The sequence below is a fragment of the Pseudomonas japonica genome, assembly GCF_013522925.1.
Taxonomy (GTDB): Bacteria; Pseudomonadota; Gammaproteobacteria; order Pseudomonadales; family Pseudomonadaceae; genus Aquipseudomonas; species Aquipseudomonas japonica_A.
In genome coordinates this window covers 21,771-35,865 of sequence record NZ_JAAMQU010000022.1, presented here as the reverse complement: position 1 = coordinate 35,865, position 14,095 = coordinate 21,771, and the positions used below count along the sequence as shown (strand labels likewise).

Below are 14,095 nucleotides of genomic sequence, written 5' to 3'. Positions count from 1 at the left end.
GGCAGCAGGAAGTTCCTGAGCATAACCGAGGCCGCGCGTCGGCCCAAGTCAGCGGCGGGGTTCGCGCAGGGTTGGGTCCGTGACCAACATGAACAGCCGGAACAGCACTACGGTCGTGATCAGCTGCACCAGGCCATTGACGCAGTCCAGCGCAAGTGAAATGGCCAGGTTGTCGTCATCGGGCAGCACGGCAGCGCTGGCGAAGTCGATCAGCCACAGCGGCACCAGCACAGCCAGCACGCAGGCCAGCACTTGCCAGAAAGGCCCGCGGGTAAGCTCGAAGCTTTGCTTGATTGCTGCCAGCGGAGTCAGCCCCCGCAGCACCAGCAGGTACTCGGCAAATGCCAGGCGGGCCATCAGCCATAGCCCTGGCAAAAGGTACAAGGCCATGCCCAGCAGGATGGCCAAGGAACAAATGGCCGCCAGTAGTGCAAAGCGAGGCCACAGCCGCAGGCCCATGCCAAGCAGCAGTTTGAGAGGTGGATGCTCGCCATTGCTGCGCGAATCGAGATACAGGATCAGGGCCGCGGTATAGATGGGGTAGAACAGCAGCCCTACCAGGATGTCGAACGCACCACGGGCGTCGGTCGCCACGCTGTGGTCTACCAGCTGTTCGGCCAGTGACTGCAGGGCAACCAGCGGCAAGCACAGCCGCACGATGGCCCACAGGTGAGTGCGGAAGAAATAGAGAGAATCTTTGAGGATGCTGAGCGGGTTCATCACGCCAATGTCTTGGGCCAGGCAGGCCCACCACTGTACCGGATGGGCCCCGCAGGGCAAACGCCTGGCAGGCGATTAACAATGTTTCATCCCGGCCAGCCGTTGAATACCAGGGTGTGGCCCCCATAATGGGTTCATCAGGCCCCTTTGGGCCAGTCAAATTCGGCAATTGAGAGGTCGCCATGAACAGCGAAGAGCAAAGCCTGATCGACGGACTCTTTTCCCGCCTCAAGCAAGCGGAAGCAGACGGCGGCCCGCGCGACGTACAAGCGGACCAGCGCATCCGCGAGCACGTGGCCAACCAGCCCGCTGCCGCCTATTACATGGCCCAGGCGATTCTGGTTCAGGAAGCGGCGGTAAAACGCCTGGATGAGATGAACCGGCAGCTCAAGGCCGAACTGGAGCAAGCGAAGGCCGCAGCCAGCAAGGCGCCGGCTCAGAGCGGCGGGTTCCTTTCCGGCCTGTTTGGTGGCGGCTCGCGCGATCAAGCGCCGGCCCCGGTGCAGCAAGCGCCCAGTGGTGGCGGTTGGCGGGAACCGGCGCGCGGCTATGCACCGCCGCCCCCACCGCCTCAATACGGCGGTGGCCAGCCGGGTTATCAGCCTGGCTATGCCCAGCCTCAGGCAGCGGGTGGAGGCTTCATGCGTGGTGCGTTGCAAACCGCTGCGGGCGTGGCCGGTGGCATGATGCTGGCGGAAGGGCTGAGCAGCCTGTTCCATCACAACAATGCGCCGCAGGAAATCGTCGAGATCATTCGCGAGGAGCCGGCACCCGCCGCCGATCAAGGCGGAAATTGGGGCGAGGACAACAGCCAGCAGCTGGTGAGCGACAACAGCGACTGGAACAACGACCGCGGGGGCTTCTCGGACGCCGACTACAGCGGCGACAGCGGAGGGTTCCTCTCGGATGACGACGACTACGTCTGAGCCCACGAGCGAGCCCTCGGAGCGTCGGCGGATTGCCCTGTTCGCCGACGTTCAGAACCTCTATTACACCGTGCGCCAGGTGCACGGTTGCCACTTCAATTACGCCGCGCTCTGGTCCCAGGTGGCCGGGCGCGGCGACATTGCGGTGGCGTATGCCTACGCCATCGACCGCGGCGATCCCAAGCAGCAGCAGTTCCAGCGCATCCTTCGCCAGCTCGGCTTCGAGGTGAAGCTCAAGCCGTATATCCAGCGCAGTGACGGCTCGGCCAAGGGCGACTGGGACGTGGGCATCACCATCGACGTGCTGGAAGCCGCCGCAGAGGTGGACGAAGTGGTCCTGGCGTCCGGCGATGGCGATTTCGATCTGCTGTTGCAACGCGTGCACCAGCGTTATGGCGTGCAAACCAGCGTGTACGGAACACCGGGCCTTACCGCAGGTTCCCTGATACGCGCCGCTTCGCGCTATGTCCCTATCGAAGGCGAGCTGTTGCTCCGGCATTGAGCTGGACGGGATCCGTTTCGCTCGTACAATGGGCGCCTTTCTCGATTTCGAGCGCCTGCCATGCCTTCCCGTCCTATGCCCGCCCTGCTGGTCGGCGCCTTTTTGGCGCTGTACCTGGTGTGGGGCTCCACCTATCTGTTCATCCGCATCGGGGTTGAGTCCTGGCCACCGCTGACCATGGCTGGCATCCGGTTCCTGGTGGCCGGCGCGATCCTCTACGCCTGGCTGCGGCTGCGGGGGGCGCCAAGGCCCACCGCGCCACAATGGCGTGCTGGCGGGTGGGTCGGGCTATTGCTGCTGGGGTGCGGCAACGGTGGGGTGACCCTGGCCGAACATGCCGGTATCGCGTCCGGCGTGGCCGCGCTGGTAGTGGCGACCATGCCCTTGTTCACCTTGCTGTTCGGGCTGCTCTGGGGCCAGCGCAATTCGTGGCTCGAGTGGAGCGGCATCCTGCTGGGCATTGCCGGCATCGCCTTGCTTAACCTTGGCGCCAACCTGCAAGCCAGCCCCGGCGGGGCGGCGGTATTGCTGTTCGCAGCGGCCGCCTGGGCGTTTGGCTCGGTGTGGAGCCGTTACCTGCCGCTGCCCGCCGGCGGTATGGCCAGCGCCGTGGAAATGCTCATCGCCGGCGCTGCATTGCTGGCTACCGGGCTGATCAGCGGCGAGCGCATGACCAGTTGGCCGCCGCTTTCTGGGTGGTTCGCACTGGCGTATCTGGTGTTCTTCGGCTCCATCCTGGCCTTCAACGCTTATATGTACCTGCTCAAGCACGTGCGCCCGGCCGCGGCAACCAGCTATGCGTACGTGAATCCTGTGGTGGCGGTACTGCTGGGCGTGCTGTTCGCAGGCGAGCGGATTGGCCCATGGGAGATGCTGGCCATGCTGGTGATCGTCGGTGCGGTGGTGCTGATCGGCTTGCCGCAATGGCGGCGACGCTGATCCGGGGTAAACTGCGCGCCTTGCCAGTTCATTTTCAGGTACACCCCGATGACTTTCGCTTCACTGGGCTTGATCGAGCCGCTGTTGAATCGGCTGCAAAGCCTTGGCTACGACAAGCCTACCCCGGTCCAGGAAAAGGCGATCCCTGCCGTGCTGGCCGGCCGCGACCTGATGGCCGCCGCCCAGACCGGCACCGGCAAAACGGCCGGTTTTGCCCTGCCGGTGCTGCAGCGCCTTACCCTGCAAGGCAGCCAGGTGGCGAGCAACAGCGTGCGCGCCCTGGTCCTGGTACCCACCCGCGAACTGGCCGAGCAAGTGCACGCCAACATCAAGGCCTACGCCGCTGATCTGCCGTTGCGCACCTACGCTGTGTACGGCGGAGTGAGCATCAACCCGCAGATGATGGCCTTGCGCAAGGGCGTGGACGTGCTGGTAGCCACGCCCGGCCGCCTGCTTGATCTGCACCGGCAGAACGCGGTCAAGTTCAACCAGGTCGAAACCCTGGTGCTGGACGAAGCCGACCGCATGTTGGACCTGGGTTTTGCCGAAGAACTGCGGGACGTGTATGCCGCGCTACCCAAGCGCCGCCAGACCCTGCTGTTCTCCGCGACCTTCTCGGATGACATCCGCCTGCTGGCCGGGAAAATGCTCGATGAGCCACTGACCCTCGAAGTGAGCCCACGCAACCAGGCCGCCACCAGTGTTCGCCAGTCCGTGGTGCCTGTGGATAAGAAACGCAAGCCGGAACTGTTCTGCCACCTGTTGCGCCAGCGCCGCTGGAAGCACGTGCTGGTGTTCGCCAAAACCCGTAACGGTGTGGACCAACTGGTCGAGCGGTTGCAGGGCCAGGGCGTAGCGGCTGAAGGCATTCATGGCGACAAGCCCCAGGCTACCCGCCAACGTGCGCTGGACAGCTTCAAGGCCGGCGAGCTGACCGTATTAGTGGCCACAGACGTGGCTGCGCGCGGGCTGGATATTCAGGACCTGCCCCTGGTGGTGAACCTGGATTTGCCCATCGTCGCCGAGGACTACGTGCACCGTATCGGCCGTACCGGCCGCGCAGGCGCCACGGGTGAGGCCATTTCGTTGGTATGTGCCGACGAAGTGGAGCAGCTGGCAGCCATCGAGGCCATGACGCGGCAAACCCTCAAGCGTGTCGAAGAGCCGGACTTCGAGCCGGAGCACCGCGTGCCGGAAACCACGGCAGGCGGGCAGATTCTGAAGAAGCCCAAAAAGCCGAAGAAGCCGAAGACCACTGGCGGTAAGGCTACGCTCGGCCGCTGGACCGAGAGCCGCGACGCTGCCGTAGCCGAACCAGCTATCAAGCCCGTGCGCAAGGTGCCGGCGTTCAACACCGGGCCTCGCAAGCGCAAGCCGTAAAGCCCGTTTAACCCAGGTACCGCAAAACCCCCTCGGCGGCGCGGCGGCCGCTGGCAAAACAGGCGGTCAGCAAGTAGCCGCCGGTGGGTGCTTCCCAGTCGAGCATCTCACCGGCGCAGAACATGCCCGGTTGGGCTGCGAGCATCAGGTCGTCGGTCAGGGCCGAACGCATCACCCCACCCGCGCTGCTGATAGCCTCGGCCAGTGGGCGAGGGCGCAGCAGGGTCAATGGCAGCGCCTTGATTGCCTGGGCCAGCCGAGGCAAGTCCTGATACACCGAGGCGTCGGTCAACTCTCGCAGCAATGCTGCCTTCACACCCTCCAGCCGCAGTTGGCCCTGCAGGTGACGGGCCATGGAGCGAGTTCCGCGCGGTTTGTTCAGCGCCGTTTCAACCTGCGCCAGGCTTCGGTCGGGCAACAGGTCGATAAACACCGTGCATTGCTCATCCCGATTGATCGCCTCTCGTATTGGCGCGGAGAGGGCATACACCAGGCTGCCTTCCAGGCCGCCTTCGGTCACTACGCATTCCCCTTTACGTGGCGCGTCGCCAGCGAGCGAGAGGGCGATATTCTTCAAAGGCGCGCCCGCGAAGCGCTCCTTTAATACAGCACTCCAGCCGCTCACTTCGAACCCGCAATTGGCCGGCTGCAGGGGCGCGATGCCCACGCCGCGCTCAACCAACCACGGCAGCCAGGCGCCGTCCGAGCCCAGCCGCGGCCAGCTTCCACCGCCCAGCGCCAGCACTGTCGCGCGGGGCTGGATAACCGTTTGGCCGTCGGGATGCTCGACCTGCAAACCACCGCAGGGCGCCCAGCCTAGCCAACGGTGGCGGGTGTGGATAACTACGCCGTTCTCGCGCAGGCGTTTGAGCCAGGCACGTAACAGCGGGGCGGCTTTCATGTCGGTGGGAAAAACCCGGCCGGAACTGCCCACAAAGGTCTCGATGCCCAGGCCGTGTATCCAGGCGCGCAGGGTGTCGGCATCAAATTCAGCCAGCCAGTCGCTTACCCAAGCGGCCTGTTCGGCATAGCGGCCAATGAAGGCAGGCTTGGGCTCGGCATGGGTAATGTTCATGCCGCCTACACCCGCCAACAGGAATTTGCGCCCCACCGAAGGCATGCTGTCGTACACCGTCACGGCGTGGCCGGCCTGGCTCAATACCTCGGCCGCCATCAGGCCGGCCGGCCCGCCACCCATGATCGCCACCGTGGGGGTAGCGGAAATCAACGCCATGAACATTCGCCAGAATCATAAAGGGCGGTAGTGTAACCAAGGCGCCTGTCAAATGCCTGCTCGCTGCTGATCAAAAAACAACCAGCTGCCTCGCAGCCTGCGTACAGAAGGGGCCTCGATGCTTTCACTCAGGTTATCCACAGGCGGTTCCACAGCGAATGTGGGTAATTTGCTAGGCAGCATGGCCCTATCAAATGCCTGCGCCCCATACCCGCGCCGCCACGGTATGCAAAATGCCGTGCCGCTTCGCCAATGCGTGCCGGTCCTTGCTGTAACCCCCGCCGATCACGCCCATTACCGGGATATCCCGGCCCAGGCAGTGCCGCAGCACGCGCTCATCCCGGGCCGCCACGCCTGCATCGGTGAGCTGCAAATAGCCCAGGGCGTCATCCTTGTGCACATCCACGCCCGCGTCATACAACACGAGGTCGGGCTGATAAAGCGGTAGCAAGTAATTCAGCGCATCCTCCACCACCTGTAGATAAGCGTCGTTTCCCATGCCCCGGGCCAAGGGGATATCCCAGTCGCTCTGCGCCTTGCGCGCAGGGAAGTTCTGCTCGCAGTGAAGGGACACGGTAATGGCATCGGCGGTATCGGCCAGAATGCGTGCAGTACCGTCGCCTTGGTGTACGTCGCAATCGAAAATCAGCACCCGATTCACCCGGCCGGCTTCCAGCAGATAGCGGCTGACTACGGCCAGGTCATTGAAGATGCAAAACCCTGCCGGGTAATCGTAGTGGGCGTGGTGGGTGCCGCCGGCCAGGTGGCAGGCCAGCCCATGTTGTAGCGCAAGTTCGGCGGTGAGCAACGAGCCGCCCACAGCGCGGATCGTCCGGCGGGCGAGGGGTTCGCTCCAGGGTAAACCCAGCCGCCGCTGGTCCTCCCGGGACAACTCACCGGCCATGTAGCGCTCTATGTACTGGGGAGCATGCGCGAGCGCCAGTACATCAGCCGGGCAGAGTTCTGGCCGATGCAGGTGTTCGGAAGAAGCGATGCCCGTGGTGACCAAGTGATCATGAAGCAGGCGAAACTTCTCCATCGGAAACCGATGTTCAAGCGGGAACGGCGGGCTGTAGTCTTCGTGATAAACCAGAGGTAAGCGCATGATCGACCGCACGGCACGAAAGCTGCGAGTGTGCCAGCTTTCGCCCGCTGATAACAAAGGAGCCCGGGCATGACTGATCTGCTGACGCTCGAGAGCCCGCGCCTGCGGTTGCGCTTGTGGAAGGATGAGGACCTGGCGCCGTTCTCCGCGCTCAGCGCAGACCCTGCCGTGATGCGCTACTTTCCCAAACCGCTCAGCCGCCTTGAAAGCGCGGCCTTCATTGGCCGCGTGCGTGGCCATTTTGCGGAATACGGTTACGGCCTGTGGGCACTGGAGCGCAAAGATGATGATGCTTTTATTGGTTTTACCGGGTTGTGGAACGTGCGGTTCAAAGCCCCTTTCACGCCTGCCGTTGAAATCGGTTGGCGGCTGGCCCGAGACTACTGGGGGCTGGGTTACGCCAGTGAAGCTGCGTTCACCAGCCTCGGTTGCGCCTTCGAACAGCTGGGCCTGAAAGAGGTAGTGGCGTTCACGTCCGAAGTGAACCTGCCCTCGCAAAAGGTGATGCAAGCGATTGGCATGCAGCGCCACGACGCCGAGGATTTTGACCACCCCGCGCTGGACGAAGCCAGCCCGTTGCGCAGGCATTACCTGTACCGCATAGACCGCGCAGGCTGGTTGAAGGCCATGCACGGGTAGCCGGTTGGCTTGCACATCAAGGTATGATGCCCGCTCATGGTATTTGTAAGCCGAGGTAACCCTGAATGAGCCACGTCCTCGACGATCTGGTCGACCTGTTAAGCCTAGAACCTATCGAAGAAAACCTCTTCCGCGGGCGTAGCCAGGACCTGGGCTTTCGCCAGCTGTTCGGTGGCCAGGTGCTGGGCCAGTCCTTGTCGGCTGCCAGCCAGACGGTAGAAGAAGAGCGGCATGTACATTCCTTGCACGGTTATTTCCTGCGCCCCGGCGATGCATCGCTGCCCGTGGTGTACATGGTTGATCGGGTACGTGACGGCGGCAGTTTCTCTACCCGACGCGTGACGGCGGTGCAGAAGGGGAAAACCATCTTCACCTGCTCGGCGTCCTTCCAATACGACGAAGAAGGCTTCTCCCATCAAAGCAAGATGCCGGATGTCGTCGGCCCTGAAAACTTGCCCACCGAACTGGAGCTGATGCGCCTGGGCGAGGCGTTGATCCCGGAACACCTGCGCGAAAAACTGCTGTGCCCCAAGCCCATCGAAATGCGCCCGGTAACCGAGCGCGACCCGTACAACCCCACCCCGGGCGACCCGGTCAAATACGTGTGGTTCCGCGCGGACGGCGCCTTGGCGGATACGCCTGCCCTGCACAAGTACGTCATGGCCTATGCCTCGGACTTCAACCTGTTGACCACCTCGCTACTGCCACACGGCAAGAGTGTGTGGCACCGGGATATGCAGATGGCCAGCCTGGACCACGCGCTCTGGTTCCATGGCAACCTGATCGCGGATGACTGGCTGCTGTATGCACTCGATAGCCCTTGGGCCGGCAATTCCCGCGGCTTCTCCCGAGGCAGCGTGTACAACCGCGCCGGCCAGTTGGTTGCCTCTTCGGCGCAGGAAGGGTTGATTCGCCACCGCAAGGATTGGGCGTGATGCTGGGGCAGATCCGGCACTGGGTGTTCGATATGGACGGCACACTCACCGTGGCCGCCCACGATTTCGCCGCCATCCGCACCGCGCTCAGCATCCCCGCCGAGGACGACATCCTGCACCACCTGGCGGCCTTGCCTGCCGACGAAGCCGCTGCCAAACACGCCTGGCTGCTCGAGCATGAGCGCGAGCTCGCGATCGCCTCCCAGCCTGCGCCCGGCGCGGTAACCCTGGTGCGCACACTGGCGGGCCGCGGCTACCGGCTGGGTGTGCTGACCCGCAATGCTCGCGAATTGGCCCATATCACTCTGGCGGCGATTGGCATCGACGACTGCTTCGCCCCGCACGATGTGCTCGGCCGCGACGAAGCAGCCTTCAAGCCCAACCCCGAGGGCCTGCTCAAGCTCGCCGCAGCGTGGCAAGTGCCGCCTGCCGAAATGGTGATGGTGGGCGATTACCAATTCGACCTTGCCGCCGGCCGCGCCGCCGGTACCCGTACCGTGCTGGTGAACATGCCGGCCAACCCCTGGCCGGAGTTGACCGACTGGCATGCGGTGGATTGTGCGGCGTTATTGGACGCTCTGTAGACCGGCGGGGCCGACCTTCCGGAGGCCCGGGAATGGCTACGGCTCCAGACACAGCCGGGAGGGGTTCGCCAGCTGCGCTGGCTCCTACAGGTGCCGCATTTAGAGCTTTTGCGCGGCGAACGTATCGCACTGCTCCAGCTTACCGCCCTCGAAACCGGCCTTGAACCAGCGCACACGCTGCGCTGACGTGCCATGGGTGAAGGAGTCAGGCACTACCCGCCCTTGGCCTTGTTGCTGGAGGCGATCGTCGCCGATGGCATTGGCGGCGTTGAGCGCTTCTTCCACGTCGCCGGGTTCCAGCCAGTTCAAACGTTGCTGGGCATGGTTGGCCCAGATGCCGGCAAAGCAGTCCGCTTGTAGTTCCTGGCGAACGAGCAAGCCATTGTCGCCTTCCAGTTTTTGCCCACGCTGGCGTGCGGCATCGACCTTGGCCGAGATACCCAACAGCGTTTGCACGTGGTGGCCTACTTCGTGCGCAATCACATAAGCCTGAGCAAAATCGCCCGCGGCTTGAAAGCGCTGGCTCATTTCGGTGAAGAATGCGGTGTCCAGGTACACTTTGTGGTCACCCGGGCAATAGAACGGGCCTACTGCGGAGGAGGCCAGGCCGCAAGCTGAATTCACCCTTCCACCGAACAGCACGAGGGTTGGGTCTTCATATTGGCGCCCGCCTTCCTTGAAGATGGCCTGCCAGGTGTCCTCGGTATCCCCCAGAATGGCTTTCACAAATTCTGTCTGCTCATCACCACCCGCAGGCGTGGTGCGCTGTTGAGTGGGCGCCGGCGAGGTGGCCTGGCCTGTGAGTTGCCCGAGTATCTGTAGCGGATCCTGCCCGGTCAGTAAGCCGAACCCGACGATCAGCACTACCGCACCCAGGCTCAAACCTTTGCCGCCCACGCGGAATCCGCCGCCTCCGTAACCGCCGCCATTGCCGCCCTCGCCGCGGGCATCGACCACGTTGTCACTGCGCCGGCCTTTTTTCCACAGCATGCTGGTGTCTCCTTGAGGTTTTTTCATAACCATATGGTTATGACAGAACTGTACATTTTCAGTGGTCGCACTGCCCGCTTTGGCGGAAACTGAAGCCAGCGTATTTATCTATGCGACCTTATAAATCCAATAACAGGAGATCGACATGTCTGAACAAGACACCAGTCGCTTCATTGTCCGTGACCGCAACTGGCATCCCAAGGCGTTGACCCCCGACTACAAAACGTCGGTACCGCGTTCGCCTCGTCAGGCCCTGGTGAGCATTCCGCAAACCGCAAGCGAAAGCACCGGCCCGAACTTCTCGCACCTCAAGCTCGGTAAGTTCGACAACGATCTTCTGCTGAATTTCAATAATGGCGGCCTGCCGGTGGGTGAGCGCATCGTGCTCGCCGGCCGTGTGATCGATCAGTTCGGCAAGCCGGTGCCGCATACCCTCGTGGAAATGTGGCAGGCCAACGCAGGTGGCCGCTATCGCCACAAGAATGACCGTTACCTGGCACCGCTGGACCCGAACTTTGGCGGGGTAGGCCGCACGCTTACCAACAGTGAGGGCTACTACACCTTCCGTACCATCAAGCCGGGCCCGTATCCATGGCGCAACGGCCCGAACGACTGGCGCCCGGCGCACATCCACGTGTCCATCAGCGGCCCGTCGATCGCGACCAAGCTCATTACCCAGCTGTACTTCGAGGGCGATCCGCTCATCCCGATGTGCCCGATCGTGAAATCCATCACCAACCCCGAAGCGGTGCAAAGCCTGATCGCACGGCTGGACATGACCAACGCCAACCCGATGGATTGCCTGGCCTACCGCTTCGATATCGTGCTGCGCGGCCAACGCCAGACCCACTTCGAAAACTGCTGAGAGGAGTGACGCACATGCCTGTTCAATTCCTGCCCGAAACTCCCTCGCAGACCGCTGGGCCTTACGTGCACATCGGCCTCGCTCTGGGCGTGGCCGGTAACCCCACCCGCGACCAGGAAATCTGGAACGAGATGGCCAAACCCGGTGCGCCGGGCGAGCACATTCTGTTGATCGGTAACGTGTATGACGGCAACGGACACCTGATCCGCGACTCCTTCCTGGAGTTCTGGCAGGCGGACCACCAAGGCCGGTATGACACCGAGTACAACCTGGAAAAGCCGTTCAACAGCTTCGGCCGTACCGCTACCACTTTCGATGCCGGTGAGTGGAGCTTGCACACCATCAAGCCGGGCGTGGTGACCACCACGGCGGGCATCCCGATGGCGCCGCACATCAACGTGAGCCTGTTTGCCCGGGGGATCAACATCCACCTGCAAACCCGGATCTACTTCGACGACGAAGCCGACGCCAACGCGAAGTGCCCGATCCTTAATTTGATCGAGCAACCGCAGCGCCGTGAAACCTTGATTGCACGCCGCTGCGAGGTGGATGGAAAAACCGCCTACCGGTTCGACATGCGGGTGCAAGGCGAAGGCGAGACGGTGTTCTTCGACTTCTGATTCAAGGCCGGGCTTAATCCCATTTGGGAGCGAAGTCCGGATTCACCAGGCGCTGATCCTTGGCCAGGCCAGCGATCAGCGCACGGTCCTCGTCGTCCAGCTGTACCTTGAGCGAGTCCAGGTTGCTCTGCTGGTTCTTCACGCTGGCAGCTTTGGGAACGGCGGCAACGCCGTCCTGATCGAGCAGCCATTTGAGCGCCACCTGGGTGGGCAGCACGCCGTGCTTTTCGGCGATCTGCTTGAGCTCAGGGATGTTCGATACCTTATTGCGTGCCAACGGGCTGTAGGCGGTAAGGGCCAGCCCATGCTGGCGGCAGAAGTCGAGCCGCGGCTGTTGATCCAGGCTTACGTGGTATTCCACCTGCAACGCTGCCAGCGGCACCTTCAATTCCTCGACTGCGCGACGCATCAGCGGCAGTGGAAAGTTGGCCACACCAATGGCTTTCGCCTTGCCGCTTTCGTATACCGCGGTCAGCGCCGCCAGGCTACGGTCCATGTCCCAACCCTCGCGCCCAGGCCAGTGGATCAGGAACAGGTCCACGTAATCAGTTTGCAATGCATTGAGGCTGGCATCGAAGGAGGCCTGCAGGTCAGCTGGGGCCAGCTTGTCCCACCACACCTTGGTGGTCACATGTATCGCTTCGCGTTCCACTGAGGTAGCGCGCAACGCCTCACCGACCGCCGCTTCGTTGTTGTAGGCCGTTGCGGTATCAATGTGCCGATAGCCGAGGTCCAGCGCGCTGAGCACCGCGTCGGTGCACTCCTTGTCGAGCATGGGCCAGGTACCCAGGCCCAGCTTGGGCATCTTCAGGCCGTACGAATTGTCGATGGTTTGCATGTGAGCCTCCTTGGTTGAGTTCATTCGCTCTGCGTTACGCCAGCGGCATGGCGCCCGGCGATGTAGCCGAAGGTCATGGCCGGCCCCAGGTTGATACCACCCGCTGGGTAAAAGCCGCCCATGATGCTGGCCATGTCTGTGCCTACGGCATACAAGCCAGCGATCGCTTCGCCGTTGCTATCCAGCACGCAGGCGTTGGCATCGGTTTTCAAACCGGCGAAGGTGCCAAAGCTGCCTGGCCTTACCTCCACGGCATAGAACGGCGGTGTGACCAACGGCGCCACGCAGGGGTTGGGGCCATGACGCGGGTCGCCTTGTTTGCGGTTGTACAGGGTGCGCCCGCGGCCGAACGCCGGGTCTTCGCCGCGCTGGGCATGCAGGTTCCATTCGGCCAGCGTGTGCGCCAGGCCATCGGAGTCGATGCCACAATTACGCGCCAGTTCTTCTATGGTTGCGCCCCGCTTGAGATAGCCGGAGCGCACGGCCGGTTCAACCGGGAGCGGGAATGGCCGGGCGATACCCAGGCCATAACGGCGCTGGAAGGCATGGTCGCAGATCAGCCACGACACCACGTTGTTGCCTGGGGCCTTGTCGACCATTGCCTTTGCATAGTCGTAATAGCCGTCGGCCTCGTTCACGAAGCGCTTGCCATCGGCCAATACCCCGAAGATCCCCGGCTTGCCCCGCTCGATGATGTGGGGGAAGTGCCCTTGGCTGCCGTCTGCGTAGGGCACCTTTGATACCGGGCACCAGGCGGCCGCGCTGGCAAGATCGGTAGCCACCACGCCGCCCACGCTTTCCCCCAGGCGCAACCCATCGCCAGTGACCGAGGGCGGAGGCAGCGGCAGGTGCTCCCCGCCGGTTGGCGTACGCGGCAACAGCGCCTTGCGCCGGTCCGTGTCATGGGCAAAGCCGCCGGTGGCCAGCACCACGCCCCGGTGGGCATGGATTCGTACCTTGCCCTTGGCGGTGTCGATTTCAGCGCCTGCTACGCGCTCGTTCTGTTGCACCAGCCGCACTGCCGCCGCGCTGGGCCACAGCAGTACGCCCAGGTCTTCGGCGGACTTTGCCAGCCGCGCGACCAGCGCCACACCGTTGACCAAATGTGTTGCTCGGCCTTTGAGCGCGAGCCCAAGCAAATGCGCGCCGAAGCGCCGGGCCACATGGAGTGCCGAACGCCACGAACGGGTGACGCTGAGAAAGGCCGAGAGGTCTGCGCCCGCCATGATCGGCATGCCGAGCACGGAGGTTTCTCGCATCGTACGCCGCAGGCGGGGCAGAAGCTTGCCTAGGGCGTAGGCGCTGATCGGCGCGGCAATGACCGAGCGGCCGCCGGTACCGGCGCCAGGGGTATCGCCATGGATGTCGGCAATACCGTTGCCATCGGCGAATTGTAGCGCGGTGTGCTGCTCGAAAAAGGAAACCATCTCGGGCGCTGCTTTCAGGAAAGCGTCAATCCGGGCGGGATCAAAGCGATCGCCCAGCTCATGCTCCAGATAGCGCCGCGGCTCGCTCGGCTCTTCCACGATGCCCGCGCGGCGTGCCAAGGGGTTGCAGGGTACCCACATCCAGCCGCCCGACCACGCACTGGCGCCGCCTAAGACGTCGTCTTTTTCCACCACGATCACGTTCAGGCCATGCCACCCCGCTGTTACCGCAGCAGCCAGCCCGCCCGCACCGGAACCGATTACCAGCAGGTCGCATTCCACAACGGAAACGGGGTGGGGAAGGCTTGGCATAAGATGCTCCACAGGCTTGTTATTTATTGGAACCTTGTTCCAGAATTCTATTGGCGAGTTATCCAAAGGCCAAGTATCG

Annotated in this window: 15 protein-coding genes; 9 read left to right on the top strand and 6 right to left on the bottom strand. The window is 63.1% G+C overall.

Annotated elements, in window-relative coordinates; genetic code table 11:
• Positions 1-48: 48 nt before the first annotated feature.
• Positions 49-720, bottom strand: a complete 672-nt coding sequence (locus G7016_RS23560; RefSeq protein WP_181118223.1) for a YciC family protein — start codon at positions 718-720, stop codon at positions 49-51.
• Positions 721-902: 182 nt separating this feature from the next.
• Between G7016_RS23560 and G7016_RS23555 the strand changes: the two genes are divergently transcribed.
• The 4 genes from G7016_RS23555 to G7016_RS23540 are packed head-to-tail and all read left to right on the top strand — an operon-like array spanning position 903 to position 4,467.
• Entirely contained in the window at positions 903-1,646 is a 744-nt protein-coding gene (locus tag G7016_RS23555) for a DUF2076 domain-containing protein (RefSeq protein WP_181118222.1), read from the top strand.
• Entirely contained in the window at positions 1,627-2,148 is a 522-nt protein-coding gene (locus G7016_RS23550; protein ID WP_181118221.1) for a LabA-like NYN domain-containing protein, read from the top strand. The genes G7016_RS23555 and G7016_RS23550 overlap by 20 nt, the downstream gene beginning before the upstream one ends.
• A 60-nt stretch (positions 2,149-2,208) precedes the next feature.
• Complete coding sequence (gene yedA / locus G7016_RS23545) at positions 2,209-3,087, top strand: drug/metabolite exporter YedA (protein ID WP_181118220.1); 879 nt, start codon at positions 2,209-2,211, stop codon at positions 3,085-3,087.
• A gap of 48 nt (positions 3,088-3,135) precedes the next feature.
• A complete protein-coding gene (locus G7016_RS23540; protein WP_181118219.1) occupies positions 3,136-4,467 on the top strand; it encodes a DEAD/DEAH box helicase in 1,332 nt (443 codons plus the stop codon).
• Between the two features lie 7 nt (positions 4,468-4,474).
• Here the strand turns inward: G7016_RS23540 and G7016_RS23535 are convergent, their stop codons facing one another.
• Positions 4,475-5,701 carry a TIGR03862 family flavoprotein gene (locus G7016_RS23535; RefSeq protein WP_181118218.1) on the bottom strand — a complete coding sequence of 409 codons (1,227 nt, stop codon included), beginning with the start codon at positions 5,699-5,701 and terminating at the stop codon, positions 4,475-4,477.
• 190 nt (positions 5,702-5,891) lie between these two features.
• Complete coding sequence (locus G7016_RS23530) at positions 5,892-6,806, bottom strand: histone deacetylase family protein (protein ID WP_181118217.1); 915 nt, start codon at positions 6,804-6,806, stop codon at positions 5,892-5,894.
• 69 nt (positions 6,807-6,875) lie between these two features.
• Between G7016_RS23530 and G7016_RS23525 the strand changes: the two genes are divergently transcribed.
• The 3 genes from G7016_RS23525 (at position 6,876) to G7016_RS23515 (ending at position 8,964) form a co-directional block, all read left to right on the top strand.
• A complete protein-coding gene (locus G7016_RS23525) occupies positions 6,876-7,445 on the top strand; it encodes a GNAT family N-acetyltransferase (RefSeq protein WP_181118216.1) in 570 nt (189 codons plus the stop codon).
• 65 nt (positions 7,446-7,510) lie between these two features.
• Complete coding sequence (tesB, locus tag G7016_RS23520) at positions 7,511-8,380, top strand: acyl-CoA thioesterase II (protein WP_181118215.1); 870 nt, start codon at positions 7,511-7,513, stop codon at positions 8,378-8,380.
• Positions 8,380-8,964 carry an HAD family hydrolase gene (locus tag G7016_RS23515; RefSeq protein WP_219854499.1) on the top strand — a complete coding sequence of 195 codons (585 nt, stop codon included), beginning with the start codon at positions 8,380-8,382 and terminating at the stop codon, positions 8,962-8,964. The genes tesB and G7016_RS23515 overlap by 1 nt, the downstream gene beginning before the upstream one ends.
• A gap of 99 nt (positions 8,965-9,063) precedes the next feature.
• On the opposite strand, the gene ypfJ is transcribed toward G7016_RS23515, so the two are convergent.
• A complete protein-coding gene (gene ypfJ, locus G7016_RS23510; RefSeq protein WP_181118213.1) occupies positions 9,064-9,954 on the bottom strand; it encodes a KPN_02809 family neutral zinc metallopeptidase in 891 nt (296 codons plus the stop codon).
• Between the two features lie 145 nt (positions 9,955-10,099).
• On the opposite strand from ypfJ, the gene pcaH reads away from it, so the two are divergent.
• Positions 10,100-10,819 (top strand): protocatechuate 3,4-dioxygenase subunit beta, encoded by a 720-nt coding sequence (gene pcaH, locus G7016_RS23505; protein WP_181118212.1) that lies wholly within the window; start codon positions 10,100-10,102, stop codon positions 10,817-10,819.
• Positions 10,820-10,833: 14 nt separating this feature from the next.
• Complete coding sequence (gene pcaG, locus G7016_RS23500; protein WP_181118211.1) at positions 10,834-11,439, top strand: protocatechuate 3,4-dioxygenase subunit alpha; 606 nt, start codon at positions 10,834-10,836, stop codon at positions 11,437-11,439.
• 13 nt (positions 11,440-11,452) lie between these two features.
• Here pcaG and G7016_RS23495 read toward each other — a convergent pair whose 3' ends face one another.
• Both G7016_RS23495 and G7016_RS23490 read right to left on the bottom strand, forming a co-directional pair.
• Complete coding sequence (locus G7016_RS23495) at positions 11,453-12,277, bottom strand: aldo/keto reductase (protein WP_181118210.1); 825 nt, start codon at positions 12,275-12,277, stop codon at positions 11,453-11,455.
• 20 nt (positions 12,278-12,297) lie between these two features.
• On the bottom strand, positions 12,298-14,016 hold the full coding sequence (locus tag G7016_RS23490) for an FAD-dependent oxidoreductase (protein ID WP_181118209.1): 1,719 nt from the start codon (positions 14,014-14,016) through the stop codon (positions 12,298-12,300).
• Positions 14,017-14,095: the final 79 nt, after the last annotated feature.

Bases quoted from the DNA above. Each gene is read 5' to 3' on its own strand.
- G7016_RS23560 (WP_181118223.1), bottom strand. From the start codon at position 720: ATGAACCCGCTCAGCATCCTCAAAGATTCTCTCTATTTCTTCCGCACT.
- G7016_RS23555 (WP_181118222.1), top strand. From the start codon at position 903: ATGAACAGCGAAGAGCAAAGCCTGATCGACGGACTCTTTTCCCGCCTC.
- G7016_RS23550 (WP_181118221.1), top strand. From the start codon at position 1,627: ATGACGACGACTACGTCTGAGCCCACGAGCGAGCCCTCGGAGCGTCGG.
- yedA (WP_181118220.1), top strand. From the start codon at position 2,209: ATGCCTTCCCGTCCTATGCCCGCCCTGCTGGTCGGCGCCTTTTTGGCG.
- G7016_RS23540 (WP_181118219.1), top strand. From the start codon at position 3,136: ATGACTTTCGCTTCACTGGGCTTGATCGAGCCGCTGTTGAATCGGCTG.
- G7016_RS23535 (WP_181118218.1), bottom strand. From the start codon at position 5,701: ATGGCGTTGATTTCCGCTACCCCCACGGTGGCGATCATGGGTGGCGGG.
- G7016_RS23530 (WP_181118217.1), bottom strand. From the start codon at position 6,806: ATGCGCTTACCTCTGGTTTATCACGAAGACTACAGCCCGCCGTTCCCG.
- G7016_RS23525 (WP_181118216.1), top strand. From the start codon at position 6,876: ATGACTGATCTGCTGACGCTCGAGAGCCCGCGCCTGCGGTTGCGCTTG.
- tesB (WP_181118215.1), top strand. From the start codon at position 7,511: ATGAGCCACGTCCTCGACGATCTGGTCGACCTGTTAAGCCTAGAACCT.
- G7016_RS23515 (WP_219854499.1), top strand. From the start codon at position 8,380: ATGCTGGGGCAGATCCGGCACTGGGTGTTCGATATGGACGGCACACTC.
- ypfJ (WP_181118213.1), bottom strand. From the start codon at position 9,954: ATGCTGTGGAAAAAAGGCCGGCGCAGTGACAACGTGGTCGATGCCCGC.
- pcaH (WP_181118212.1), top strand. From the start codon at position 10,100: ATGTCTGAACAAGACACCAGTCGCTTCATTGTCCGTGACCGCAACTGG.
- pcaG (WP_181118211.1), top strand. From the start codon at position 10,834: ATGCCTGTTCAATTCCTGCCCGAAACTCCCTCGCAGACCGCTGGGCCT.
- G7016_RS23495 (WP_181118210.1), bottom strand. From the start codon at position 12,277: ATGCAAACCATCGACAATTCGTACGGCCTGAAGATGCCCAAGCTGGGC.
- G7016_RS23490 (WP_181118209.1), bottom strand. From the start codon at position 14,016: ATGCCAAGCCTTCCCCACCCCGTTTCCGTTGTGGAATGCGACCTGCTG.